Source organism: Allobosea sp. TBD101 (assembly GCF_059817965.1).
The window spans coordinates 2,066,868-2,091,687 of the sequence record NZ_CM187543.1 but is presented as its reverse complement, the minus strand read 5'-3'; the positions used below and the strand labels follow the sequence as shown (position 1 = coordinate 2,091,687).

The following is a 24,820-nucleotide window of genomic DNA, read 5'->3' as shown; positions in this document are numbered from 1 at the left end:
AGATCGCCCCCAAGAGGCGTCCAGCAGGACGCATGGCGATCTAACGGGCAGCTGCACCATCGGATGACAGCGGCTCATAAAGCAAAGCGATACAAAAGGAAATGCGGCATTCCCGCGCCCCGCGCAGGGCTGAGCCGGGCCGGACGCGCCTTGCCGGCAAGGTAGCGGCCCGACTAGCTTCCCGACCTCACCCGATGCTCGCGACGCCAAAGCGGAGAACAGCCCATGGTCCAGCACGCTCGCCGCATCGGCGCCTACGAGGTTTCCATCCTGCATGACGGCGTCTTCGAAGCGCCCCTTGATGTACTGATCCATGCCGATGGCGAGGCCGCCCGCGACGAAGCTGTCGCGCGCTGGGGCAAGCCGAAGGTCAGCATCACTGTGAACTGCTTTGCCCTGAAGGGCCCAGACGGCATCACCCTGATCGATGCCGGCACCGGCCCGTCTTGGGGCGCCGCAATGGGCCATGCCCCGGCCTCGATGGCGGCTGCAGGCATCGCGCCCAAAGACGTCGCCCACGTCCTGATCACGCATCTCCACGGCGATCACGCGCTCGGCCTGTTCGGCGGCGACAAGCCCTTTTTTCCGAAGGCCGAAATCATCGTGCCCGAGGCCGATTTCGGCTTCTACGGCGATGAGGCCAACCGCGCACGGACACCGGAGAGGAAGCAGGGCGCCTTCGCCATCACCGCAACGCTGAAGAAGCTCTATGCCGGCCGCATCTGCTCGGTTCCAGCCGGCGAAGCTCATCCAGGCATCGCGCTGATCCCCCTGCCCGGGCACACTTTCGGCCATAGCGGCTATCTGATCGAGGGCGAAGGCGAAAGCCTGCTGCTTTGGGGCGATGCGCTGCACCTCTCCGATCTGCAGGCCTCCGACCCGGATGTCGGCTTCGTCTATGATTTCGACGCAGCGACCGCTCTCGCCTCCCGGCGTGGCATCCTGGAGCGCGCCGCGCATGAGAACTGGCTCGTCTCCGGCGGCCATGTCGAGGGCTTCAGGCGGGTTGTGAAGAAGGGCGCCGGCTACGAACTGGTCGCGGCCTGACGGCCCTCAGCCGCGCAAGCCCGCCGCCTGCAGCAGGCGCCCGGCCGCCGCGCGCGCTTCCTCGGTGATCGAAGCGCCGGCCAGCATGCGTGCGATCTCCTCGCGTCGCGCCTGGTCCTCCAGCGCCGTGACCCGCGTCACGGTGCGGGAAGCCTCGCCTTCCCCCGCCGATTTGGCGATCAGGAAATGCTGCCCGGCCTTGGCCGCAACCTGCGGCGCATGCGTCACCGAGATCACCTGCACCTGACCGGCAAGCCGCGCCAGCCGCTCGCCGATCGCGTCGGCCACCGCGCCGCCGACACCCGTATCGATCTCGTCGAAGACCAGCGTCGGGGCCGAACCACGCTCGGCCAGCACAACCTTGAGCGCCAGCATGAAGCGCGAGAGTTCGCCGCCCGAGGCGACCTTCATCATCGGCCCCGGCCGCGTGCCGGGATTGGTCTCGACCCAGAACTCGACCTTGTCGAACCCCTCCGGCCCGCGCGCCGCGGCGTCGCTATCGATCCGGGTGATGAAACGGGCGCGTTCCAGCTTGAGCGGCGGCAATTCGGCCTTCACCGCCGCATCGAGCCTTGCCGCCGCAGCCTGCCGCGCTTCGGACAAGGCCTCCGCCAGCCCGACGAAAGCCGTCTCCGCTTCGCTCAGTTCCGCCTCGAGCCGCGACAGCGACGATTCGCTCTCGTCCAGCGCGGCAAGATCGCTCGCCATTGTCGCCGCCAGAACCGACAGGCCATCGACCGGCACGTCGTATTTGCGACCGGCAGCCCTGAGCGCGAACAAACGCTCCTCGATGCGCTCCTGCTCGCGCGGATCGTATTCGGCCGCGCGGGTCGCGGCGGCGAGCGCCTCGCCGGCTTCCTCCAGCGCCACGATCGCGGTGTTGAGCGCGGCGATCGAAGGATCGACCAGCTCCGGCGCCTGGCTCGCCCGGCGCTCCAACCGGCGCAGCACGGCGGCGAGCGTCGGAATGGCAGAGGATTGCCCGCCCACCGCCTCATAGGCCTCGTTCAGATCGCGCGCGACCTTCTCGGCCTGCATCATGCCCTGGCGAGTGGCGGCCAGCGCGTCCTCCTCGCCGGTCTGTGGCGCGAGCTTGCCGAGTTCGTCCACGGCATGGCGCAGGAAATCCGCTTCCTTGCGTGCGGCTTCCACTCGCAGGCGCTGCGATTGCAGGGCCTGTCGTGCCCGCTTCAGCGTCTCGCTCGCCCCGGCAACCGCCTCGGCCTGCGCTTCCAGCCCGCCGAATCCGTCGAGAATGGTGCGATGCTGCCCCGGATCGGTCAGGGCGCGGTCGTCATGCTGGCCGTGGATCTCGACGATCGCGGCGCCGACCATCCTGAGGATCTGCACCGAGACCGGCTGATCGTTGATGAAGGCGCGGGTGCGTCCATCGGCATATTGCACGCGGCGCAGGATGAGATCGCCGTCGGTATCGATCTCCTGCGCCTGCGCCAGCTTGCGGGCAGGATGGGTCATCGGCAGGTCGAACACGGCGCTGACCTGGCCCTGCGCCTCGCCATGGCGCACGAGCGAGCCGTCGCCGCGCCCGCCGAGCGCCAGCGCGAAGCCGTCGAGCAGGATCGACTTGCCCGCGCCGGTCTCGCCGGTGAGCACGCTCAGCCCCTCATGGAAGCCGAGATCGAGCCGGTCGATCAGGACGATGTCGCGAATCGAGAGCTGCGCCAGCATCGGCGCTCAACCCCGTTTTCGGATCTGGCAGGATCGCCCGTGGCCCGTCATGACAAGGGGCGTCCTATCCCGTCAGAAGCGGTTGATCCCGATGATGCCGCCGACCGTGCGCGAGAAGCCCTGGAAGGCGCGGCTGATATAGGAACCACGATCCTCGCGCGGCTCCAGGCCGCCGCTCTGCAGCAGGGCATAGGAGTCCTTGTACCACGGGCTGTCCGGGAAATTGTGCCCGAGCACGGCCGCCGCCGTCTGCGCCTCGTTGGTGATGCCCATCGCCATATAGACCTCGGTCAGGCGCATCAGCGCCTCCTCGACATGGCGGGTGGTCTGGTACTTGATGATCACTTCGCGGAAGCGGTTTACAGCGCCGGTATAATTGCGCTTCTCAAGATAGTAACGCCCGACATTCATCTCCTTGCCGGCGAGCTGGTCGCGCGCCACCAGGAGCTTCTCCTTGGCGTCGAGCACGTATTCCGACTTCGGATAGGTGGCGATGAGCTGCTCAAGAGCCTGGATCGCCTGGGCGGTCCGCTCCTGATCGCGGGTCGCGTCCGGGATCTGGTTATAATAGGACATCGCCAGGATGTACTGAGCGTAGGCCGCGTCCGGGCTCGCCGGGTTCTGGGCGATGAAGCGCTTGGAGGCGGTGATCGCCTCCTCCCATTTCGACGCCTGGAAATTGGTATAGGCCGTCATCAGCAGGCCCTTGCGGGCATAAGGCGAGAACGGCGAGGTCTTGTCGATGTCCTCGAACTTCTTCGAGGCGCCTTCGCTGTCGCCGTTCTGCAGGCGGGCGAGGCCTTCGTTATAGAGCTTGTCGGCCGGCGTCGGCGGCGTCAGGTCCGGCTTGTAGACCTCGGGCTTGTCGAAGGGGTTGAGCGAGGACAGGGTATCACAGCCGCCGAGCAGCAAGGCGGCGCCCAGCGCAAGAGCGATGCCCCTGCGCGGCGAAAGACCGCGATGAATTGCCGGAAGGCTTTGCCGCGTCACGCTCACGTCGTCGGTCCTCTTTCGATCGTCCCTCGTGCATCGGACCGAAAAGTGGAAGCCACTTTTCGGAACAATCCGATGCCGAAACCAAGGCTGGGTCGCCACCTTGCATCTGGTCGGACGCGTGGCGATCCAGTCTCCGGGAAGCATGCCTTACCTCAGACGCTTCCCCCGCGCCACTGCCGAAAATCGGTTATGACGGGATTCCGCACGGATGCGGCATCTGGGACAAAAACCCGGCGAATGGAAGGCGGAGCAGCCTTGGCCCGCGTTTTAGTGCAGATCCGGCGCGAAGGCGGCCGGCGCGGCGGCAGCCATCTGCACGGCACGCGGCGCCGCGAAAACCGGCTGGGATTCGACGATCGCGAAATTCGCGCGGTCGGCAAACAGCGCCTGAAGGATCTGGACATTCATCCGGTGGCCGCCGCAATAGGAGCGGAACTCGCCGATGATCGGATAGCCGGCGAGCGCGAGATCGCCGATCGCGTCGAGCACCTTGTGGCGCACGAACTCGTCGCCATAGCGCAGGCCCTCGGGGTTGATCACCTTGTCCTCGCCGACGGCGACCGTGTTTTCGAGCGAGGCGCCCTGGGCGAAACCCGCCTTCCAGAGCTGCTCGACATCACGCATGAAGCCGAAGGTGCGGGCCTTCGAGATTTCGCTGGCATAGCCTTGCGCGTCGAGGTCGAAGATCTTGCGCTGGCGGCCGATCACGACGCTGTCGAAATCGATCTCGACATCGAGGCGGAAGCCATGCTCGGCCGGAGCGAGCTCGGCGAAGGCGCGGCCCTGCTCGATGCGGACCGGCTGAAGAACCTTGAGATAGCGGCGCGGCGCGGCGAGCGTCGTCATGCCGGTCGCCTCGATGGCGGCGACGAATTCGCGGGCGCTGCCGTCCATGATCGGCATTTCCGGCCCGTCGATCTCGACCAGCACGTTGTCGAGGCCCATGCCGGCGCAGGCCGACATCAGGTGCTCGATGGTCGAGACCGAGGCCGGGCCACGGTCGCCGATCACGGTGCAGAGTTCGGTGGCGCTGACCTTGGTGTGCTTGGCGTGGATGAGCTGGGGCGGCATGCCCTCGATGCCCGTCCGCAGGAAGACGACGCCGGAATTGGCGCTGGACGGCTTCAGGCAGATGCTGGCGGGAGCGCCGGAATGAACGCCGATGCCGGTCAGGGTCACGGCTGCCCGCAAGGTCGTCTGCCGATCGAAGGTCATTCGGTTATCCAATCCTGATCGCCGGGTTCAGCCTGCCCTCCGCCGAGGCGAAGGTGGCACGGTCCGGCGATGTCTATCCAAGGCCGGCACCGGAGAAGACCCGGCAACGCTGTCGTTCTGATGCGCCGCAAGATAAGCTTTTGAGGCCGCCTCTCAAAATCACGCTTTCTTTCGCTGTGTTACAGCGCCGTCCACGTGGATCGGATCATATAAAGCGCTGAAAGATAAACATTTTCTAACGACGAAAAACCCGCCGCGGCTGCGCCGCGGCGGGTCTTGTTACAGAGCCGTGAGAGGCTTTCAGTCCCGTCAGTTCGCCTGGCGGCGAAGGAAAGCGGGAATCTCGAGATGGTCTTCCTCGCTGGAGCGAGTCGGCGCGGCGCGGCCATGCGGGTCGAGCTGGCCCTGCGCCGGACGCGAGGCCGGCTGCTGCACCGGGCGGCGCATGTACTCGGCATGGGCAGCGCTCGGCGCGGCCGCCTGCGGCATCGGGGCCTGCGGCATCTGGCGGACAGGCGCCGGAGCGGGAGCCATCTCGGCCTCCTCGTCCTTGCGGCCACCGAAACCGACCGAAGCGAGACGCTGCATCAGCGACATGCGCTTCTGTTCGACGGCGCTCGGCGGCTGCGGCGCAGGCTGGGCGCCACGATGCGCGTTGAGCTGGGCCTGACCGGGAGCCGGCAGGTCCTCGACGCGCGGCATGCGGGTCGGGCGAACCACGGCGCGCTCCGGCATCGGCGGGATGAAGCTCTCGTCGAAATGCAGGTGCGGCTCGGCATGGTGGACCGGCTCGGGCGCCGGGGGGGCGGCCATCACCGGGCGCGGCTGCACCGGCTCGATGCGGATGTCCTGCGCGACCTGGGCGATCGGAGCGGGTTCCGGCATCGGCGCGGGGGCGACGCGGGCCGTCTCGATCACGGGCGCCGGCGGGGCAACCGGACGGGCGGTGGCAACCGCGGCGTTGCTGCGCAGGCGGGCCTCGGCCTTCAGGCGCTCGGCGACCTGGGCGATGCGGGCCTCGGTGTCGTCGTTCTCGACCAGCGACGAGATCGGCTTGTCGATGCCGGTCGCGACGACCGAGACGCGCACGGTGCCTTCCAGCGATTCGTCGAAGGTGGCGCCGACGATGATGTTGGCCTCGGAATCGACCTCCTCGCGGATGCGGGTGGCGGCCTCGTCGACCTCATAGAGCTTCATGTCACGCCCGCCGGTGATCGAGATCAGCAGGCCGCGCGCGCCCTTCATCGAGACGTCGTCGAGCAGCGGGTTGTTGATCGCGGCCTGGGCCGCGGTCAGCGCGCGCTTCTCGCCCTGGGCCTCGCCGGTGCCCATCATCGCCTTGCCCATGCCGCGCATCACGGCACGGACGTCGGCGAAATCGAGGTTGATGAGGCCGGGACGGACCATCAGGTCCGTGATGCAGGCGACGCCCGAATAGAGCACCTGGTCGGCCATGCCGAAGGCATCGGCGAAGCCGGTGGTCTCGTTGGCGACGCGGAACAGGTTCTGGTTCGGGATGACGATCAGAGTGTCGACCGCCTCGTTCAGCTCGCCGATGCCGGCTTCAGCCATGCGCATGCGGCGCTGGCCCTCGAACTGGAACGGCTTGGTGACCACGCCGACGGTCAGAATGCCCATGTCGCGGGCGACGCGGGCAATCGCGGGAGCAGCGCCCGTGCCGGTGCCGCCGCCCATGCCGGCGGTGATGAAGACCATGTGGGCGCCCGCCAGATGATCACGGATCTCGTCGATGACCTCCTCGGCCGCCGCGCGCCCGACTTCCGGCTGCGAGCCGGCGCCGAGGCCCTCGGTAACCTGGAGGCCCATCTGGACGATGCGGGAAGCGCGCGACAGGGCGAGAGCCTGCGCATCGGTGTTGGCGACGACGAAGTCGACACCGTCGAGGCCGGCCTCGATCATGTTGTTGACCGCATTGCCACCGGCGCCACCGACGCCGAACACCGTGATCCGGGGCTTCAGTTCCCGGATGTCCGGGGCTTGCAGATTCATCGCCATGGTTGCCTCTTTTGATCCCTTGTCCGGCGCCTGGCGGGAGCCGTCCCGATTGCTACGTTTGACGCCGTGGCCCGCCCTCAGGACGCGCCATACTCACTCAATTCTCGACCCCGGCTCGCGCCAGGATCAGAAACTGTCCTTCAGCCACCGCCCGACACGCGAGAAGTAGCCGTCCGTCCCCGTCATCAGAGGCCGCCCGCCGATGGCACGCGGCTCGAAATGCTCGACATGGGCGACCTGCGGATAGACCAGTAGGCCGACCGCCGCCGCGAAGGCGGGGCCCTTGCCGGCTTCCGGCAGGCCCTTGATCCCGAGCGGCCGGCCCGTGCGGACCTGGCCACCAAGGATGCGCCGCGCCACTTCCGGCAGGCCGGTGAGCTGGCAGGCGCCGCCGGTCAGGACGACGCGCCGCCCGGCCTGGGCCGAGAAGCCGGCATTGTTCAGCCGGTCGCGCACCAGTTCGAGGATCTCCTCGACGCGCGGCTTGATGATCCTGACCAGATGCGACTTGGCGAGATGGTTCGGCATGTCGCGCTCGTCGTCGTCGACCTGCGGCACGGCGATCATGTCGCGCTCGTCGGAGGCGCTGGAGATGCAGGAGCCGTGCAACGTCTTGAGGCGCTCGGCCGCCGAGACGCGGGTCGAGAGACCGCGCGCCACGTCCATGGTGATGTGGTTGCCGCCGACCGCGATTGCGTCGGCATGGACGAGATGCCCACTCGAGAACACGCCGAGCGAGGTCGAGCCGCCGCCGAGATCGACGAGGACGACGCCCATCTCCGATTCGTCGTCGACGAGGACAGAGAGGCCGGACGCATAGGGGGTCGCCACCACCGCCTCGACTTCGAGATGGCAGCGCTCGACCGCGAGCATGACGTTGCGCGCCGCCGCCGCCTCGCTGGCGACGACATGCATGTCGACGGAAAGCTTGCCGCCGATCAGCCCGCGCGGATCGAGAACGCCCGGCACACCGTCCAGCGCATAGCCGGTCGGCAGGGCATGAAGCACGGCCTTGCCGGGGCGCAGCGCATGGGTCGCAGCGGTCGCGAGCACGCGCTTCACGTCGCTATCGCCGACGGAGCCGGAGCGCAGGTCGACGCTGGCCGCATAATGCTGCGAGCCGATACGCCCGCCGGTCAGGTTGACGATGACCGACTGCACCTCGACCTTGGCCATGCGCTCCGCTGCGTCCACGGCAGCACGAATGGCGCGTTCGGCGCTTTCGAGATCGACGATCGCGCCGCCCTTCAGGCCGAGCGAGCGCTGGTGGCCGATGCCGATGATGCGGGCGACATGGGTGCGCCCGCGCAGCCGCTCGTTGGTCTCGGCCGGGCTGAGCTCGGCGATCAGGCAGACGACCTTGCTGGTGCCGATGTCGAGAATCGACAAGGTCGCGCTCTTGCGCGACGACAGCGGACGCATGCGCGGCGTCAGGCCCTGGGAGGTGACGTGGTTCATGCTTCGCCTCCCTTCTTCTTGGCCTTGCTCTTGAGCTGGTCGGCGCGGGCTGCGGCCGCCTCCTCGGTGAGGCGCATCGTCACCCGGTCCGGCTGGCGCAGGTCGATGGCGAGCACGTCCTTTTCGAGAATGCGATAATCGCTCTCCAGCGACACGAGGCGCTGCACCGCGGCTTCCGGCTTGGTCTCGGGCAAGCGCACATCCATGCCGTTGTCGAGTTTCAGGTTCCAGCGACGCCCGGAGACGAGGGTCGCTGCGCGGATATGCTGGGCGAAGGCGCCGGCCTTGCTGCGGATCGCCAGATATTCGGCGGCGCGGTTATTGGCGTCCGCGCCGACGACCAGCGGCAGATAGGCGAAGCGGCCATCATCCATCTTGTCGATCACCGTGCCGTCGGCCGCGATCACGAAGAGCTCGCCCTTCACCTGCCAGAGCGCATAGGGCTCCCGCTCGGTGAGCTGGATCGAGACCTCGCCCGGGTAGAGCTTGCGGACGGCGGCCTCGCGAATCAGCGGCGTGGCTTCCAGCTGCTTGCGGGCCTCGTCTGCGTCGAAGAACACCAGCGAGGTCTTCGGATCGATGCCGGCCGCGACCAGGACCTCCTGCTCGGACAGTCCCGAGAGGCCGGAGATGGTGACGCGGTCGATGCCGAAGCCGAGCGCCCGCGCGAACATGTGGCGCGGCTCGCCATAATTGTCCTGCATGGTCTGCCAGTGGCCGCCGAGCACGAAACCGCTGCCGAGGCTGAGCGTGAGGAAGCCGAGCGCCAGCCAGGTGCCGAGGCTCTGCGGCAGGCGCTGCGCCAACGGCACGGCGATCGCGCTGCGGCGCGAGCGGCGCATCCAGCGGCTCTGGCGCTGCTCACCCACCAGAAGCTGGGGGGCGGCAGGCGCCACCGGCAGCCGGGAGAGCGGCCGGGCAGGCGCGAATCGGGGCATGGCAACGGTCTTCGTCGTCATCGCTTTCACCGATCGAGGGAGGCGTCCTCCACCATCCATTTGACGAGCTCACCGAAATCCAGGCCCGCATGGGCAGCCAATTCGGGCACCAGGCTGGTTTCGGTCATCCCGGGCTGCGTATTGACCTCCAGCCAGACGAGCGTGTCGCTCTCGTCGTGGTAGCGGAAGTCAGATCGGCTGACGCCCCGGCATCCGATTGCTTGATGCGCCGTTAACGCACACTCTTCGATCTGCTGGTAAATTTTCGGTAAAATTTGAGCCGGACAGATGTGGATCGAGCCGCCTTTCGCGTACTTCGCGTCGTAGTCGTAAAACTCACCTGTTGCGGCTTGTATTTCGGTCACACCGAGGCTGCGGTCGCCCATCACGGCGCAGGTCAATTCGCGCCCCGCAATGAAGGTTTCAGCCAGCAGCATCTCGCCGCAGGGCCAGTCCGGGCGGGCGATTTCCTGTGGCGGGTGTTCCCTGCCCTTCTTCACGATGACGACGCCGACGGAGGAGCCCTCGTCGATCGGTTTCAGGACATAAGGCGGCGGCAGGACATGCTGCTTGGCGGCCGCGAATCGCGAGACGTTGACGCCGTAGGCGACCGGCACGCCAGCCGCCTTCACCACGGTCTTCGCCCGGTCCTTGCGGATCGCCAGCGCCGAGGCCAGCACGCCGGAATGGCTGTAGGGAATGCGCAGGATCTCCAGCACGCCCTGGATCGTGCCGTCCTCGCCGAAGCGTCCGTGCAAAGCGTTGAAGGCGACATCCGGCTTGAGCTTCGCCAGCACCTCGGCGATGTCGCGCTGCACGTCGACGCGGGTGACGCGATAGCCGACGCTCTCCAGCGCTCGCGCGCAAGCCGCGCCGCTGTTGAGGCTGACCTCCCGCTCGACGGACCAACCGCCCATCAGCACTGCAACATGTCTGGTCATCGACGCTTCGCTCCTGCGATGCGTCCAACCTCGTTAAACTTGGTTAACAGCGCGTTAACCATGACGAATCAAGTGCTTTACGCCTTCAAGGAAACGCGTGTCATCCCGGCCGGAGCGAAGCGAAGAGCCGGGATCCATGCCTGAACCTTGATGAGCAGCGCTCCGGCATGGATCCCGGGTCAAGCCCGGGATGACCCGCGTGTTTCCCCGGGAAATCAACAGCCGCTAGCCGATCTTCGCAAGCAGCCGTCTCAGCTCCGCCCGCTCCTCCCCCGAGAGCGCGCTGACCAGCCGTTCCTCGGTCGCGACATGGCTGGCGACGATTCGGTCGGCCAGCGCGAACCCGGCCTCGGTCAGCACGATGCGCAAGGCCCGACGATCGGCCGGATCGGGCTGCCGCTCGATCAGCCCGCGCTTCTGCAGGCGGTCGAGCCGGTTGGTCATCGCCGAGGTCGAGATCATCATGTCCTGCGCGAGTTCGGAGGGTGAGAGCGCCCGCCCCCTGCCCTGTCGCCGGAGCGTCAGCAGCACGTCGAAACCAGCGAGATCGAGCTCGTCACCCGCGAGATTGGCGGCGACACCATCGCGCACCCGGTCCGCCGCGCGCCAGAGATCGCCGCAGACCGCCATGACGCTCGTATCGAGATCCGGCCGCTCCCGCCGCCACTGCGCCAGGATCGAATCCATCGGCCCGCCCTGAACGCCGGCTCGCTCCTGACTCATTCCTGCTCCTTGCCAAGTAACTTCACGTCAGATAATTTGATATCGAATTATATCACATCAAACCAAAATAGCAGCTGTGCTGGCGAGAGCCAAGCGCGGCACGCATCGGAGGCCGAAATGCCACTGAACCGGCCCTTGCTGACCACGATTCTCGTGCCCTGCATCTGGGGCACAACCTACATCATCTTCACCCAGACGCTGCCGGTAGAGCATCCGCTGCTCGTCGGCGCGCTCAGGGCCCTGCCCGCCGGATTGCTGCTGATGGCGCTCGGCCCCGGCCTGCCGCCGCGCGACAAACTCCTGCCGCTGGCAGTGCTCGGCCTCGCCAATATCGGCATCTTCTTCGCCCTGCTCTTCGTCAGTGCCGCGCGCCTGCCCGGCGGGCTCGCCGCCACCGTCGGCTCGACCCAGCCTCTGATCGTCGGCCTGCTCGCCTGGCCCCTGCTCAACCGGCGTCCGGGCCGCGGGCAGATCGTGGCCGCGCTCGCCGGACTCGTCGGCGTCGCCCTGCTGGTGCTCGACCCGCATGCGAAACCCGATGCGCTCGGCATCATCGCAGGCCTCTTTAGCGCGGCCTCGATGGCGACGGGAACCGTGCTGATCGAACGATGGGGCAAGATGGGCTCGCCGCTGGCGATCGCGGCCTGGCAGCTCACGCTCGGCGGCCTGATCCTGCTGCCGGTCGCGCTGATCGTCGAAGGCTTGCCGCCGGTCCCCACCGCCCTGAACGGGCTCGGCTTCGCCTATCTCGTGCTCATCGGCACGGCCCTGACGTATTGGCTCTGGATCAGGGGCATCACGACGCTGGGGGCCGGCGTCGCCTTCCTCGGGCTGCTCAGCCCGACCATGGCGACGATTCTGGGGGCCCTGCTGCTGGGCGAATGGCTGAGCCCGGTGCAATTCCTGGGCATCGCGATCGTCTTGGGATCGACGATCGCCGGGATGATCCTCTCGCGCCGCCGCGCCTCGGCAGTCGCGGCTACGCCGCAACCCCGAGCCGCTTGATCTCCCACTGCAGATCGAAGCCGGAGTTCTCCTTGACCCGGCGGCGAACCTCCTCGCCGAGCCCTTCGACATCGGCGGCCGTCGCGCCGCCGGTGTTGATCAGGAAGTTGCAGTGCATCTCCGAGACCTGCGCTCCGCCGACGCGCAGGCCGCGGCAGCCGGCGGCGTCGATCAGCTTCCAGGCCTTGCCGCCTTCGGGGTTCTTGAAGGTCGAGCCGCCGGTGCGTTCCTTGATCGGCTGCGCCGCCTCGCGCGCCGCCGTGACCCTGTCCATCTCGGCCTGGATTTCCGCCTGATCGCCCGGCCGGCCCTGGAACAGCGCCGAGGTGAAGATGATATCGCGGGTCGCGGCCGCGCTGTTGCGATAGGTGAAGCCCATATCCGCATGGGAGAGCGTCACGATCTCGCCCTTGCGGGTGACGCCACGCACCGAGACCAGCACGTCGGTGGTCTCGCCGCCATGGGCGCCGGCATTCATGCGCAGCGCCCCGCCGATCGAGCCCGGAATACCGCGATAAAAGGCCAGCCCGTCGAGCGAGGCATCCGCCGCCGCGCGGGCGACCTTCACGTCCGGCACGGCCGTGCCGGCACGCAGGCGGTCGCCGCTCTCCAGCGCGATCTCGCCGAAGGCCTTGCCGCCGAGCCGGATCACGACGCCGGGAATGCCGCCATCGCGCACGATCAGGTTGGAGCCGAGCCCGATCACCGTGACCGCGACATCCTCCGGCAGCTTCGACAGCAGATAGGCGAGGTCCTCGTCATCGGCCGGCGTGAACAGGATCTGCGCTGGGCCGCCGACGCGGAACCAGGTCAGGCCAGAAAGCTCCTGATTGGCGAGAAGCCGGCCCCGCAGATCGGGAGCAGAGGCGCGGATATCGGAAGAGAGGTCTGCGAAGGACATGGCTCGGCGCTTACTCCTTCTCCCCTCGGGGGAGAAGGAAACAAGCTTATCCCTTCAGCGCCGCCAGTTCACCCGGCAGCGCATAGGCCCATTGCGTGATGTTGCCGGCGCCCAAACAGACGACATAGTCGCCCGGCCCGGCCAGCTCCGCCACCATGCCGGCGAGCTTGTCGGAACTCTCCAGCGGCAGGGCATGGCGATGGCCGCGCGCCTTGATGCCCGCGACCAGCGAATCGCGGTCGGCACCGGCGATCGGCGCCTCGCCGGCCGCATAGGTATCGGCGACGATCACCGTGTCGGCATCGTTGAAGCAGGCGGCAAAATCGTCGAACAGGCTCGACAGGCGCGTATAACGATGCGGCTGAACGATCGCGATCACCTTGTTCTTGGTCGAGGCGCGGGCCGCCTTGAGCACAGCGGCGATCTCGACCGGGTGGTGGCCGTAATCGTCGAAAATCAGCGCGCCGTTCCACTCGCCGGTCTTGGTGAAGCGGCGCTTGACGCCGCCGAAGCCGGCCAGCGCCTCGCGGATGCGCTCGACCGGGATGCCGAGGTCATAGGCGACCGCGATCGCCGCCGTGGCGTTCAGCGCGTTGTGATGGCCGGGCATCGGCATCACGAGGTCGCGGATCACCTCATCGCGGCCGGTCTTGCGGTCACGGATCAGCAGCGTGAATTTGGCCTGTCCACCCGAGAGATCGATATCGATCAGCCGGAAATCGGCCTGCGGGTTCTCGCCATAGGTGACGACGCGGCGGTCGGTGATCTGGCCGACCAGCCCCTGCACCGTCGGATGGTCGATGCACATCACCGCGAAGCCGTAGAAGGGCAGGTTCTCGACGAAGGAGCGGAAGGCCGCCTTGATCGCGTCGAAAGTGCCGAAATGATCGAGATGCTCGGGGTCGATATTGGTGACGATCGCCACGTCGGCCGGCAGCTTCAGGAAGGTGCCGTCGGATTCGTCGGCCTCGACCACCATCCAGTCGCTCTCGCCCATGCGGGCATTGGTGCCATAGGCGTTGATGATGCCGCCATTGATCACGGTCGGGTCGAGCCCGCCCTTCTCCAGCAGCGTCGCCACCAGCGAGGTCGTGGTCGTCTTGCCATGGGTGCCGGCGATGGCGACGCAGCTCTTCAGGCGCATCAACTCGGCCAGCATCTCGGCGCGGCGCACCACCGGCAGACGCTTCTCGCGCGCGGCCAGCAGCTCCGGATTGTCGCGCTTGATCGCGGTCGAGACCACGACGACCTCGGCCTCGCCGAGATTCTCCGCCTTGTGGCCGACGAAGGTGGTAATGCCCTTGTCGGCGAGGCGCTTGACGTTGGCGCCGTCGGAGGCGTCCGAGCCCTGCACCTTGTAGCCGAGATTGTGCAGGACCTCGGCGATGCCGGACATGCCGATGCCGCCGATGCCGACGAAATGGATGGAGCCGAGCTTCGGCGGCAGCTTCATGGTCCTGGAATCCTGTCAGTTCGAAGATTGAGCCGTGGCGATCACGAGATCGGCCAGGCGGTCGGCGGCGTCGGGGATGCCGGCGCTCTTCGCGTTTGCCGCCATCGTCGTCAAGTGCGCGGGCTGCGCGATCAACTTCGACAATTCGTCGGCAAGATGGCGCGGCGTGAAATCCGGCTGGAGGATACGGATCGCCCCGCCCACCCCTTCGAGGAAGGCGGCGTTGGCCGCCTGGTCCTGGTCGAGCGAGCCCGGCAGCGGCACCAGCAAGGCCGGCCGCCCGATCACGGTGAGCTCCGCCACGGTCGAGGCGCCGGAGCGCGCGATGACGAGCTGCGCCGCCGCCATCTGCGCCGGCAGGTCCTTGAAGAAGGGCGCGATCGTCGCCTGGACGCCGAGCGTCTCGTAGATGCCGCGCACGCGCTCGTCGTCCTCAGCCCGCGCCTGCTGGACGATGGTCAGGCGTGCCCGCTCGGCATCGGTCAGGAGCTCAATCGCCGACGGCACGATATCGGCCATGATGCGCGCGCCCTGGCTGCCGCCGAAGACGAGGAGCCTGATCTTGCCTTCGCCCGGCCAGTCATAGTCGCGGCCTGAGGCCTCGATCACGGCCGGGCGGACAGGATTGCCGACATGCCGGCACTTGGCCTGTTGCGCCTCGGTGATCCCGCCGACCTTGGCGAAGCCGGTGGCGATCACGTCGGCGCGGCCGGCAAGAAAGCGATTGGCGCGGCCGATCACGGCGTTCTGTTCGTGGATGAGCGTGCGAACTCCCGCAAGCGAGGCGCCGAGCACCGGCGGTACCGTCGGGTAGCCGCCGAAGCCGACGACGACGTCCGGCTTCAGCTGTCGGATGATCCGTCGCGCCGCGAAGGTGCCCTTGGCGATGGCGAACAGCGCCTTGGCCTTCTGCAAAGGCGAGCGGCCGGACGGCGTCGCCGCCGGCACCGCATGCACCGCCTCGGCCGGGAAATTCCCGGCGAACTCGGCGGCGCGCGTATCGGTCATCAGCACGACGCGCATGCCCTTGGCGTGCAGCGCGTGGCTCAGCGCCTCCGCCGGGAAGAGATGGCCGCCGGTTCCCCCGGCCGCCAGCATGATGAGCTTGCCTGTGGCCATCGCCTCAGCGCCCGAAATCGACGGCGCGCGGGCGCCGCCGGGTCAGCGCCAGCAGGAAGCCCATCCCGACCGCAAGCGACAGCAGCGAAGAGCCACCATAGGAGATGAAGGGCAGCGTCATGCCCTTGGCCGGCATCATGTGCAGGTTGACCATCATGTTGATCGCCGACTGGATGCCGAAGAGCAGGGCAAGGCCGGTGACCGCGAGGCGAATGAACGGATCCTCCGCCTTCTGCGCCACGAACAATGCCCGGATCACGATGACCGCGAAGAGCGCGACCAGGAGCATGCAGACCACGATGCCGAACTCCTCGGCGGTGACCGCGAAGATGAAGTCGGTATGGGCGTCGGGCAGGATGCGCTTCACGGTGCCTTCGCCCGGCCCTTTGCCGAGCCAGCCGCCCTGCGCGAAGCTCTCCAACGCCGTATCGACCTGGAACGAGTCGCCCGAGCCCTTGTCCATGAAGCGCTCGATACGGGCGCGAACGTGCGGCACCAGCTCATAGGCAACCACGATACCGACGGCGCCGATGCCGCCCAGCCCGACCACCCAGAACCAGTGCAGGCCGGCGACGAAGAACAGGCCGCACCAGACCAGGCTCACCAGCATGGTCTGGCCGAAATCGGGCTGGAGAACGAGCGGCACGATGGTGACCGGCAGCAGGAGCAGCGCCAGGATCGTGCCCGGCAGGTCGGGACGACGCAGGCCTTCGGCGAAGGCCCAGGCGGCCATCACGACGAAGGCGGGCTTGAGGAACTCGGACGGCTGCACCGAGCCGAGCGGCCCGAGCGTCAGCCAGCGTTTCGCGCCCTTCACCTCAACGCCGAAATAGAGCGTCGCCACCACCATCACGAGCGAGCCGAGATAGATCAGCAGCGCGGCGCGCCGGACCTGGCGCGGCGTCATCAGCGAGACCCCGAGGAAGATCACCAGCGCGCCGACGAGATAGGCCGCCTGCCGGTTGACGAAATGGAAGGTCGACAGGCCGAGCCGCTCGGCGACCGGCGGCCCACCGGCCATCAGCAGCACGACGCCCGAAATCATCAGGGCGACGAGCGCGGTGAGGATCAGGCGGTCGATCGACCACCACCAGCGGCCGCTGAGAGAAGGTTCCGCGCGCGAGACCATGACGGGTATCCCATCGACAAATTCTGCGCGGCCGAAGCCACGCCTACGTGACGAATCACTCTGTCAATGAATGGTTAACCGATTGATTCCGATGCGTCGGATCGGTGAGTTCAGCGCATCGCGATCCACAGCGGCGCAATGACGCTTCCTGACCTGTTCGATGCAGCCTCAGTCACCGCGATCGACTCCATGCGTCAAATCGGCCTCGTGCAGCCGAGCAGATGCGGGTGCCGCTCCTGACACGCATTGTCGCCCCATGGGAGGAGTTGCAGCCTGCACCAGTTTCGACAGCGAAAGGACTGACCATGGCCATCGCCAAGAACACGATCTGCCTGTGGTACGACAAGGACGCCGAGGCCGCCGCCCGCTTCTATGCCGAGACCTTCCCGGACAGCACGGTGAACGAGGTCTTCCGAGCCCCGACCGATTTCCCCTCCGGCAAGGCCGGCGACGTGCTGACGGTCACCTTCACGGTGCTCGGCATCCCCTGCCTCGGCCTCAATGGTGGGCCGATGTTCAAGCACAGCGAGGCCTTCTCCTTCCAGATCGCCACCGAGGATCAGGCGGAAACGGATCGCTATTGGAACGCCATCGTCGGCAATGGCGGCAAGGAGAGCGATTGCGGCTGGTGCAAGGATAAATGGGGTCTGTCCTGGCAGATCACCCCGCGCGTGCTCAGCGAGGCGCTGGCCGTCGGCGGCGAGGAGGCGAAGCGCGCCTTCGCCGCGATGATGACGATGCAGAAGATCGACGTCGCCAAGATCGAGGCCGCCCGGCGCGGTTGAAGCGCAGAGCCGTTGCGTCTTCACAGGGACTTGGCACCGCCCTTGTCATTCCGGGGCACGCCGCAGGCGTGAACCCGGAACCCACGATGGGGTGAGACATAAAGTGTTCGGTTGCCAGCGGCTCACCCAGTCGTGGGTTCCGGGTTCTTCGCTCCGCGAAGCCCCGGAATGACAAGCTGGTGCAGCCCCTGACCTACCGCTTGCCGCCGAACGGCTCGAAGCCCGGCAGGTCCGCGACCAGCTTGCGGAACGTATCGCCGCGCACCTCGAAATTCGGAAACTGGTCGAAGGAAGCGCAGGCCGGCGAGAGCAGCACGGCGATCTCGCCTTCGCCCGGCGCCGCCAGGGCGTCGCGCGTGGCGGCGGCCACCGCCTTGTCGAGCGTGACGCTGCGCTCGTAAGTGACGCGCCCGTCATCGTCAAAGGTCGCGGCGAAGAGGTCGCTCGCCGCCCCGATCAGATAGGCGCGGGCAATGTTGGGGAAGTAGCGGCGCAGGGACTCGATGCCGCCGTCCTTGGCCTTGCCGCCGAGGATCCAGAAGATGCCGTGGAAGGAGGTCAGCGCCTTCTCGGTGGAGTCCGCATTGGTCGCCTTGGAATCGTTGATGAAGACGACACGGCCGATCCGGCCGAGTTCTTCCATGCGATGCGCCAGACCCGGATAGGTCTTGAATCCATCAGCGATCTCTTCGGCGGTGAGGCCCAGAGCCGAGCAGGCGGCGAAGGCAGCTGCAGCATTCTGCGCGTTATGCGAGCCGCGCAGCGAGCCGATGCCAGCAAGGTTGGCCACGACCTTAGGCTTGCCGTCCTTGACCTCGACGATGCGCGTGTCGAGCCGGCCCTGATTGGCGGTGACGCCGGCGAAGACGCCCTCGTCGAGCGGCTGCTCGCCGCTGATCTTCACCAGCGGGCGGCCTCCGGCGGCGCGACGGCGCGCCATCTGCTTGGAAGCATCATCATCGACACCAACTACCGCGATATCGGCCGCGGCAACCAGCCGCTCCTTGATTCCCGCATAGTTCTCCAGCGAGCCGTGCCGGTCGAGATGATCCGGCGTCAGGTTCATCTGGATGCCGACGGTGGGCTTGAGCGAGGGCGCGAGATCGATCTGATAGCTCGAGCACTCGATGACATGGATGCGGTTCGCGGCCGGCGGCTCCAGCGCCAGCACGGCGGTGCCGATATTGCCGCCCATCTGCACGTCGCGGCCGGCTTCCTTCAGCACATGCGCGATCAGCGCCGTCGTCGTCGACTTGCCGTTGGTACCGGTGATGCAGACGACCGGGGAAGCCGGCGCGATCTTCGCCCGCTCCAGGAAGAACAATTCGACATCGCCGATGATCGCGACGCCGGCAGCCCTGGCCTTGCCCACCGTCCAGTGCGGCTCGGGATGGGTCAGCGGCACGCCGGGTGAGAGCACGAAGGCGGCGAAACCCGACCAGTCGGCATTCGCCAGATCGACGACGGCAATGCCCTCGACCGACGCCTTCGCGCGACTCGTCTCGTTGTCGTCCCAGGCCGCGACCTCGGCGCCGCCCGCCGTGAGCGCGCGCGCCGTTGCGAGCCCCGACCCGCCGAGGCCGAACAGGGCGACCTTACGCCCGGCGAAAACGGTGACGGGCGTCATGCGGGTACTCTCAGCGCAGCTTCAGCGTGGCGAGGCCGACCAGCGCCAGCACGACCGAGATGATCCAGAACCGGATCACGACCTGCGGCTCGGTCCAGCCCAGCTTCTCGAAATGGTGGTGGATCGGCGCCATCAGGAAGACGCGCTTGCCGGTGCGCTTGAAGACGAAGACCTGGATGATGACGGAGAGCGCCTCGACCACGAAGAGACCGCCGACGATGGCGAGCACGATCTCGTGCTTGGTCGCGACCGCGATGGTGCCGAGCAGGCCCCCTAAGCCGAGCGAGCCGGTATCGCCCATGAAGATCTGGGCCGGCGGCGCGTTGAACCAGAGGAAGCCGAGGCCGGCGCCGATGACCGCGCCGCAGATCACGGCGAGTTCGCCCGCGCCGGGGATATGGTGGATCTGCAGGTAATTGGCGAAGATCGCGTTGCCGACGAGATAGGAGATGAAGCCGAAGGTGCCGGCCGCAATCATCACCGGCACGATGGCGAGCCCGTCGAGACCGTCGGTCAGGTTCACCGAATTGCCGGCGCCGACCACGACGAAGGCGGTGACCAGCGGGAACAGGATGCCGAGCGGGATGATCGCTTCCTTGAGGAAGGGCATGGCGAAGCCCGAGCCGATCGCCGGCGGCTGCATCTGCATGATGAAATAGCAGGCGATCAGCGCGACCACGACCTCGATCGCGATGCGGGCCTTCCCCGAGAAGCCCTTGTGCGACTGCTTGGTCACCTTGAGGAAGTCGTCATAGAAGCCGATGGCGCCGTAGGCCGCCGTGACGCCGAGCACGATCCAGACGTAAGGGTTGCGCAGATTGCCCCAGAGCAGCACCGCGACGAACAACCCGGTCAGGATCATCAGCCCGCCCATGGTCGGCGTACCGCGCTTGGCGAAATGCGATTCCGGCCCGTCGGTGCGGATCGGCTGGCCCTTGCCCTGCTTGATCCGCAGCCAGGAAATGGCCGAGGGGCCGAAGAAGAAGACGAACAGCAGCGCCGTCGCCGTCGCCCCGCCGGCGCGGAAGGTGATGTAGCGGAAGACGTTCAGCACCGGGAAGGTGCCGGCGAAGTCGGCGAGCCAGACGAGCATGCTGCTTGGTTCTCTTGTAAATCAGTCTTCGGCAGGCACGGCAGGAAAGCGCGCGAGGATCGCCTTGACGATCGGCCCCATGCGCGTGCCCAGCGATCCCTTGACCGTGACAGTGTCGCCGCCGCGGATCGCATCGAGCACGAGCGGCTCCAGCTCGCTCGCGGTTGCGGCATAAGCCCCCCGCATGGCGGAAGGCAAGCTCTCATGCAGCCCTTTCATCAGCGGGCCGCAGGTGAACACCTTGTCGATCCCGTTCGAAACCAGCGGCTCGGCGAGGCCGCGATGCAACTCCGGCCCGGTTGCCCCGAGCTCCAGCATGTCGCCGAGCACGGCGATGCGCCGGCCGCGCCCCTCGACCGGCAGGCGGCCGAGATTCTCGATCGCGGCCCGCATCGAGGCGGGGTTGCCGTTATAGCTCTCGTCGAGCAGTGTGATCTTGCCGCCCGGTGCCTGGAGCACCTGCCGCGCACCACGCCCGGCTGGCGGCTTGAGATCGCCCAGCGCCAGCGCGGCCAGCGCGAGATCGGCCCCGAGCGCATGGACAGCGGCAAGCACCGCCAGCGAATTCAGCACGATATGCTTGCCTGGGCTGCCCAGCCGGTAGGTCACAGGCTCGCCGAAGACGCGGGCCTCGACCACCGACATGTCGGGCTTCAGCGCGCAGGAAATCAGCTTCACATCGGCATCGGGGCTCTCGCCGAAGGTGATGATCCGCCCGGCCGGACCGGACTTGGCGATGTCGCGCAGCAATTCGGATTGCGGGATGTCGGCATTGACGATCGCCGTGCCGCCCTTCTCGAGTTCCCAGTAAACGCCGGCCTTCTCCTCGGCGATCCCCTCGAGCGAGGCGAAGGCGGCGAGATGCACGGGCTGGATCGTGGTGACGATGGCGACCTGCGGACGCACCATCCGCGCCAGCGGCACGATCTCGCCGGGACTGTTCATGCCGATCTCGTAGACGCCATAGGCGACATCGGCGGGGGTGCGGCAGAGCGTCAGCGGCACGCCCCAGTGGTTGTTATAGGAAGCGACCGGCGCATGGGTCTTGCCCTGGCGCGAGAGCACGAGGCGCAAGGCCTCCTTGGTGCCGGTCTTGCCGACAGAGCCGGTAACGGCAACCACGCCGGCCTTGAGCTCGGCGCGGCGCGCGCTGCCCGCATGCTCCATCGCCTTCAGCACGTCCGGCACGACGGCGAGTGCGCCCACGCCCTCAAACTGAGCGGCATGCGCCTCGTCGATCACGGCAAGCGCCGCGCCCTTGTCGAGAGCGCTCTTAACGAAATCATGCCCGTTGCGCGCCTCCCCGGTGATGGCGAAGAAGACGTCGCCCGGCTCCAGCGTCCGCGTATCGATCGAGGCTCCGGTCACGACCCGCGGCACGGCGCCTTCGGGCCGCGCCCGCAGCGCCGCGATCAGCTTGTCTCCGGTCCAGAGTGGGCCGCCCATCATTTGATCTCCGATAGCGCTTTCCGGACCACGTCATGGTCCGAGAAGGGCAGCGTCCGGTCGCCTATGATCTGGCCGGATTCATGGCCTTTTCCGGCCACGACCAGCAAATCCCCAGGCTTCAGCATCTTTACGGCAGCATGGATCGCTTCCTCGCGGTCACCGATCTCCTGTAGCCTGGGCGAAGCGGCCATGATCTCGGCCCGGATGGTCGCCGGATCCTCGCTGCGCGGGTTGTCGTCGGTGACGATGGCGATATCGGCCTTTTCGGCCGCGATCGCGCCCATCAGCGGGCGCTTGCCCTTGTCGCGATCGCCACCACAGCCGAAGACGCAGATCAGGCGTCCGGTCGCGTAAGGCCGCAGCGTCGTCAGCACCGCGGCGAGCGCATCGGGCTTGTGGGCGTAATCGACGACGACGAGCCCGCCATTCGCCTCGCCGACGCGTTCGAGCCGCCCGGCGACGCCCTTCAAGCCGGAAATCGCCTTGAGCGATGCAGCCTTATCCTCGCCGGTGGCAATGGCGAGCCCGGCAGCAACGAGCGCGTTGCCGGCCATGAAATCACCGACCAGAGGCAGGTCGACCGACAACTCGCGCCCCTCGAAACCAACAGTCAGCCACTGCGAGAAGCCGTCGCGCTCGTTGCGCAGCAGGGTCAACGTCTCGCCCTTGCGGCCTATGCCGATGATCGGATGCCCTGCCTTGGCCGCAGCCTCAGCCGCCTCCCCCGCATAGGGTTCGTCGCGATTGATCACGACCGGCGCACCGGCCGGCAGCAGCTCCCAGAGCCGCAGCTTCGCGGCAAGGTATTCCTCGACGCTTGGGTGATAGTCGAGATGGTCGCGGCCGAGATTAAGAAAGGCGCCGGCGCTGAGCAGGACCCCATCGAGGCGGCGCTGGTCGAGACCGTGCGAGGAGGCCTCCATCGCCAGATGCGTGACGCCCTCGCCCGCGAGCTTCTCGAACGAGGCGTGCAGCGAAAGCGGGTCCGGCGTCGTCAGTGAGCCGTAATCGGCGCCCTTGGCCGTCACCACGCCGATCGTGCCGACACTCGCCGATTCATGACCGAGCGCCTGGAAGATCTGCCGGGTGAAGTCCGCCACCGAGGACTTGCCGCTGGTGCCGGTCACCGCGACGATGGTCCTGGGCTGGCGCGGATGGATTTTGGCAGCGGCCAGTGCCAGTGCCAGCCGTGGATCGTCGACCTGCGCGAAGGCGACGCCGGCCGGCAGATCGGCCGGGCGAGGCCCGCCCGAGACGATCGCGACCGCGCCATGCCCAACCGCATCCATGATGAAGCGCGCACCATCGGCCTTGGCGCCGGCAAGCGCGACGAAGACGTCGTCGCCGGTCACCTTGCGGCTGTCGAAGGCGACGCCATGCACCTGCTGGCTGGCGGCCTCAGCCTCGAAAATCTCGGGGAAGAGGTCTCCGAGGCTGTATCCGGTCATCGTCATGGTCACCGTTATAAGTCGAGATCAGCGCGAACCCCAGGCACCGAGCCGCGCCATCAGCGGGAACGGCGCCACCGGCGGGTCGAAGCGCGGGTTGAGCCCCAGGATCGGCCCGGCGCGTTCGATCACCTTGCCCGTGGTCACGCCGGCATTCCAGGCCGCCGTCGAATAGCCGCCGCTCTCGGCATAGCCCTTCGGCTCGTCATAGATCGCGAGGAACAGGTATTTCGGCTTGTCGGAGGGGGCGATCGCCGTGAAGGTGGTGAAGTTCTTGTTCTTGGCGTAGCGGCCGTTGATGACCTTTTCGGCCGTACCGGTCTTTCCGCCGACGAAATAGCCGTCGACGCTCGCCTTGCGGGCCGAGCCCTTCTCGCCGTTGAGCCACATGATGTAACGCAGCGCCTCGGAGGTCTCCGGCTTGATGACGCGGGTCGCCACCTTGCGCGCCTCCTCCTCGGAGCGCTTCAGGAAGGTTGGCTTCATCAGGTAGCCGCCATTGACCAGCGCTGCCACCGCGGTCAGCGCCTGCAGCGGCGCGACGGCAAGGCCGTGACCGAAGGCGATGGTCGCGGTGTTGATCTCGCCCCAGCGCTGCGGAACGATCGGCGCCGCGCTTTCCGGCAGCTCGGTCGTCATCCGGTCGAGCTGCATCATCTTCTTGAGGAAGGCCTTGTGGCCGTCGACGCCGACGGCCAGCGCCATCTTGATCGTGCCCATGTTCGACGACTTCAGGAAAACCTCGGGCACGGTGAGCGTCCGTCCGGTGCCGTGGTACTCCTTGATGACCTGGCGGCCGAACCGCATCATGCCACCGGCGGTCGAATAGCTCGAATTGATGTTGGCCTTGCCGGAATCCAGCGCCATCGCGATGGTCAGCGCCTTGAAGGTCGAGCCCATCTCGTAGACGCCGACATTCATCCGGTTGATCCGGTCCTTCTCCAGCGCGTCGACCGGGTTGCCCGGATCGAAATCGGGCAGCGAGACCAGCGCGAGCACCTCGCCGGTGTTCACGTCCATGATCGCGCCGGCGGCGGCGATGGCCTTGAAGCGCTCCAGTCCCTTAGAGAGTTCGTCGCGCAGCAGGTGCTGGACGCGCAGGTCGATCGACAGCTTGACCGGCTTGAGATCGGACGCCTCGGTCGCCAGCCCCGCTCCGTTCAGGTCCTGCAGGCCTTGCGAGTCGATGTATTTCTCGATGCCGGCGATGCCGACATTGTCGATATTGGCGAAGCCGAGCACATGGGCGGCGGCATTGCCGTTCGGATAGACGCGCTTGTTCTCGGGCACGAAACCGACGCCGGGGATGCCGAGGCGATGCACTTCCGCCTGCTGGCGCGGCGTGATCTCGCGCTTGACCCAGACGAAGCCCTTCTTGGTGCCGAGCTTGTCGCGCAAATCCTTGGCGTCGAGATCCGGCAGCACCGCCGTCAGAAGCTCGGTCGCCTCGTCCTTGTCGAGGATGCGGCGCGGTTCGGCGAAGACCGAGACCGTGCGGATATCGGTCGCCATCACCTCGCCGTTGCGGTCGACGATGTCGGGCCGGGCGGCGGAAATGGCATTGGAGGTGGCGCGGCGTAAGCCCACCTGCTCGTTCGGGGCGACCCCGAGATAGACCAGCCGGCCTGTGATCGCGAGGAACAGCGCCGAGAAGCCGAGGATGACGAGCCCAACGCGCGGCTCGCTCTTCTCGCCGCTCATGCGGAAGACATCGCGCAGCCAGGCCAGGCGCCCGCGCTTGACCGCACTTTCGGCGGCCTCGTGCTGCTGCTCCATCGAAACCTCGTC

20 protein-coding genes are annotated in these 24,820 nt (G+C 67.1%); 3 read left to right on the top strand and 17 right to left on the bottom strand.

Features of this window, described 5'->3' with window-relative positions; all coding sequences use genetic code 11:
• The first annotated feature begins 225 nt into the window (after positions 1 to 225).
• Positions 226 to 1,047 (top strand): AidB family quorum-quenching N-acyl homoserine lactonase, encoded by an 822-nt coding sequence (aidB, locus tag AC6RIC_RS10025; protein WP_499736060.1) that lies wholly within the window; start codon positions 226 to 228, stop codon positions 1,045 to 1,047.
• Positions 1,048 to 1,053: 6 nt separating this feature from the next.
• Here aidB and recN read toward each other — a convergent pair whose 3' ends face one another.
• The 8 genes from recN to AC6RIC_RS09985 form a co-directional block, all read right to left on the bottom strand.
• Positions 1,054 to 2,736: a DNA repair protein RecN gene (recN, locus tag AC6RIC_RS10020; protein WP_499736059.1), complete on the bottom strand. Its 1,683-nt coding sequence runs from the start codon at positions 2,734 to 2,736 to the stop codon at positions 1,054 to 1,056.
• Between the two features lie 72 nt (positions 2,737 to 2,808).
• A complete protein-coding gene (locus tag AC6RIC_RS10015) occupies positions 2,809 to 3,702 on the bottom strand; it encodes an outer membrane protein assembly factor BamD (protein WP_499736582.1) in 894 nt (297 codons plus the stop codon).
• 297 nt (positions 3,703 to 3,999) lie between these two features.
• Positions 4,000 to 4,947 carry a UDP-3-O-acyl-N-acetylglucosamine deacetylase gene (gene lpxC / locus AC6RIC_RS10010; protein WP_499736058.1) on the bottom strand — a complete coding sequence of 316 codons (948 nt, stop codon included), beginning with the start codon at positions 4,945 to 4,947 and terminating at the stop codon, positions 4,000 to 4,002.
• Between the two features lie 309 nt (positions 4,948 to 5,256).
• Positions 5,257 to 6,963: a cell division protein FtsZ gene (gene ftsZ / locus AC6RIC_RS10005; protein ID WP_454656155.1), complete on the bottom strand. Its 1,707-nt coding sequence runs from the start codon at positions 6,961 to 6,963 to the stop codon at positions 5,257 to 5,259.
• 126 nt (positions 6,964 to 7,089) lie between these two features.
• On the bottom strand, positions 7,090 to 8,421 hold the full coding sequence (ftsA, locus tag AC6RIC_RS10000) for a cell division protein FtsA (protein WP_454656154.1): 1,332 nt from the start codon (positions 8,419 to 8,421) through the stop codon (positions 7,090 to 7,092).
• Entirely contained in the window at positions 8,418 to 9,380 is a 963-nt protein-coding gene (locus AC6RIC_RS09995) for a cell division protein FtsQ/DivIB (protein ID WP_499736057.1), read from the bottom strand. The genes ftsA and AC6RIC_RS09995 overlap by 4 nt, the downstream gene beginning before the upstream one ends.
• A gap of 5 nt (positions 9,381 to 9,385) precedes the next feature.
• Positions 9,386 to 10,300, bottom strand: a complete 915-nt coding sequence (locus tag AC6RIC_RS09990) for a D-alanine--D-alanine ligase (RefSeq protein WP_499736056.1) — start codon at positions 10,298 to 10,300, stop codon at positions 9,386 to 9,388.
• A 225-nt stretch (positions 10,301 to 10,525) separates the two neighbouring features.
• Positions 10,526 to 11,023, bottom strand: a complete 498-nt coding sequence (locus tag AC6RIC_RS09985; protein WP_499736055.1) for a MarR family winged helix-turn-helix transcriptional regulator — start codon at positions 11,021 to 11,023, stop codon at positions 10,526 to 10,528.
• 117 nt (positions 11,024 to 11,140) lie between these two features.
• Here AC6RIC_RS09985 and AC6RIC_RS09980 point away from each other — a divergent pair, with 117 nt between their 5' ends.
• On the top strand, positions 11,141 to 12,028 hold the full coding sequence (locus tag AC6RIC_RS09980) for an EamA family transporter (RefSeq protein ID WP_499736054.1): 888 nt from the start codon (positions 11,141 to 11,143) through the stop codon (positions 12,026 to 12,028).
• Here AC6RIC_RS09980 and murB read toward each other — a convergent pair.
• The 4 genes from murB to AC6RIC_RS09960 are packed head-to-tail and all read right to left on the bottom strand — an operon-like array spanning position 12,003 to position 16,630.
• Entirely contained in the window at positions 12,003 to 12,929 is a 927-nt protein-coding gene (gene murB / locus AC6RIC_RS09975) for a UDP-N-acetylmuramate dehydrogenase (protein ID WP_499736053.1), read from the bottom strand. The genes AC6RIC_RS09980 and murB overlap by 26 nt on opposite strands.
• A gap of 46 nt (positions 12,930 to 12,975) precedes the next feature.
• Positions 12,976 to 14,382 carry a UDP-N-acetylmuramate--L-alanine ligase gene (gene murC, locus AC6RIC_RS09970; RefSeq protein WP_257734478.1) on the bottom strand — a complete coding sequence of 469 codons (1,407 nt, stop codon included), beginning with the start codon at positions 14,380 to 14,382 and terminating at the stop codon, positions 12,976 to 12,978.
• Positions 14,383 to 14,397: 15 nt separating this feature from the next.
• Entirely contained in the window at positions 14,398 to 15,501 is a 1,104-nt protein-coding gene (gene murG / locus AC6RIC_RS09965; protein WP_499736052.1) for an undecaprenyldiphospho-muramoylpentapeptide beta-N-acetylglucosaminyltransferase, read from the bottom strand.
• A 4-nt stretch (positions 15,502 to 15,505) separates the two neighbouring features.
• The gene (locus tag AC6RIC_RS09960; protein WP_454656146.1) at positions 15,506 to 16,630 is read right to left on the bottom strand and encodes an FtsW/RodA/SpoVE family cell cycle protein; all 1,125 of its coding nucleotides are present in this window, start codon (positions 16,628 to 16,630) and stop codon (positions 15,506 to 15,508) included.
• 305 nt (positions 16,631 to 16,935) lie between these two features.
• Between AC6RIC_RS09960 and AC6RIC_RS09955 the strand changes: the two genes are divergently transcribed.
• Positions 16,936 to 17,415, top strand: a complete 480-nt coding sequence (locus AC6RIC_RS09955; protein WP_499736051.1) for a VOC family protein — start codon at positions 16,936 to 16,938, stop codon at positions 17,413 to 17,415.
• A 193-nt stretch (positions 17,416 to 17,608) separates the two neighbouring features.
• Here the strand turns inward: AC6RIC_RS09955 and murD are convergent, their stop codons facing one another.
• From murD to AC6RIC_RS09930, 5 genes are read right to left on the bottom strand one after another with little or no spacing between them, the layout of a single operon-like run.
• Entirely contained in the window at positions 17,609 to 19,042 is a 1,434-nt protein-coding gene (murD, locus tag AC6RIC_RS09950) for a UDP-N-acetylmuramoyl-L-alanine--D-glutamate ligase (protein WP_499736050.1), read from the bottom strand.
• Positions 19,043 to 19,052: 10 nt separating this feature from the next.
• Positions 19,053 to 20,135 (bottom strand): phospho-N-acetylmuramoyl-pentapeptide-transferase, encoded by a 1,083-nt coding sequence (gene mraY / locus AC6RIC_RS09945; RefSeq protein WP_499736049.1) that lies wholly within the window; start codon positions 20,133 to 20,135, stop codon positions 19,053 to 19,055.
• Positions 20,136 to 20,156: 21 nt separating this feature from the next.
• Complete coding sequence (locus tag AC6RIC_RS09940) at positions 20,157 to 21,584, bottom strand: UDP-N-acetylmuramoylalanyl-D-glutamyl-2,6-diaminopimelate--D-alanyl-D-alanine ligase (protein ID WP_499736048.1); 1,428 nt, start codon at positions 21,582 to 21,584, stop codon at positions 20,157 to 20,159.
• Positions 21,581 to 23,032, bottom strand: coding sequence for a UDP-N-acetylmuramoyl-L-alanyl-D-glutamate--2,6-diaminopimelate ligase (locus AC6RIC_RS09935; protein WP_499736581.1), 1,452 nt, complete (start codon positions 23,030 to 23,032; stop codon positions 21,581 to 21,583). The genes AC6RIC_RS09940 and AC6RIC_RS09935 overlap by 4 nt, the downstream gene beginning before the upstream one ends.
• Positions 23,033 to 23,059: 27 nt before the next feature.
• Positions 23,060 to 24,808, bottom strand: a complete 1,749-nt coding sequence (locus AC6RIC_RS09930) for a peptidoglycan D,D-transpeptidase FtsI family protein (RefSeq protein WP_499736580.1) — start codon at positions 24,806 to 24,808, stop codon at positions 23,060 to 23,062.
• Positions 24,809 to 24,820: the final 12 nt, after the last annotated feature.

Coding starts and splice junctions, on each gene's coding strand:
- AC6RIC_RS09980 (WP_499736054.1), top strand. CDS start 11,141: ATGCCACTGAACCGGCCCTTGCTGACCACGATTCTCGTGCCCTGCATC.
- AC6RIC_RS09960 (WP_454656146.1), bottom strand. CDS start 16,630: ATGGTCTCGCGCGCGGAACCTTCTCTCAGCGGCCGCTGGTGGTGGTCG.
- murG (WP_499736052.1), bottom strand. CDS start 15,501: ATGGCCACAGGCAAGCTCATCATGCTGGCGGCCGGGGGAACCGGCGGC.
- murD (WP_499736050.1), bottom strand. CDS start 19,042: ATGACGCCCGTCACCGTTTTCGCCGGGCGTAAGGTCGCCCTGTTCGGC.
- AC6RIC_RS09995 (WP_499736057.1), bottom strand. CDS start 9,380: ATGACGACGAAGACCGTTGCCATGCCCCGATTCGCGCCTGCCCGGCCG.
- lpxC (WP_499736058.1), bottom strand. CDS start 4,947: ATGACCTTCGATCGGCAGACGACCTTGCGGGCAGCCGTGACCCTGACC.
- aidB (WP_499736060.1), top strand. CDS start 226: ATGGTCCAGCACGCTCGCCGCATCGGCGCCTACGAGGTTTCCATCCTG.
- AC6RIC_RS09935 (WP_499736581.1), bottom strand. CDS start 23,032: ATGACCGGATACAGCCTCGGAGACCTCTTCCCCGAGATTTTCGAGGCT.
- AC6RIC_RS09985 (WP_499736055.1), bottom strand. CDS start 11,023: ATGAGTCAGGAGCGAGCCGGCGTTCAGGGCGGGCCGATGGATTCGATC.
- AC6RIC_RS09930 (WP_499736580.1), bottom strand. CDS start 24,808: ATGGAGCAGCAGCACGAGGCCGCCGAAAGTGCGGTCAAGCGCGGGCGC.
- murB (WP_499736053.1), bottom strand. CDS start 12,929: ATGTCCTTCGCAGACCTCTCTTCCGATATCCGCGCCTCTGCTCCCGAT.
- murC (WP_257734478.1), bottom strand. CDS start 14,382: ATGAAGCTGCCGCCGAAGCTCGGCTCCATCCATTTCGTCGGCATCGGC.
- AC6RIC_RS09990 (WP_499736056.1), bottom strand. CDS start 10,300: ATGACCAGACATGTTGCAGTGCTGATGGGCGGTTGGTCCGTCGAGCGG.
- AC6RIC_RS09955 (WP_499736051.1), top strand. CDS start 16,936: ATGGCCATCGCCAAGAACACGATCTGCCTGTGGTACGACAAGGACGCC.
- ftsZ (WP_454656155.1), bottom strand. CDS start 6,963: ATGGCGATGAATCTGCAAGCCCCGGACATCCGGGAACTGAAGCCCCGG.
- AC6RIC_RS09940 (WP_499736048.1), bottom strand. CDS start 21,584: ATGATGGGCGGCCCACTCTGGACCGGAGACAAGCTGATCGCGGCGCTG.
- mraY (WP_499736049.1), bottom strand. CDS start 20,135: ATGCTCGTCTGGCTCGCCGACTTCGCCGGCACCTTCCCGGTGCTGAAC.
- recN (WP_499736059.1), bottom strand. CDS start 2,736: ATGCTGGCGCAGCTCTCGATTCGCGACATCGTCCTGATCGACCGGCTC.
- ftsA (WP_454656154.1), bottom strand. CDS start 8,421: ATGAACCACGTCACCTCCCAGGGCCTGACGCCGCGCATGCGTCCGCTG.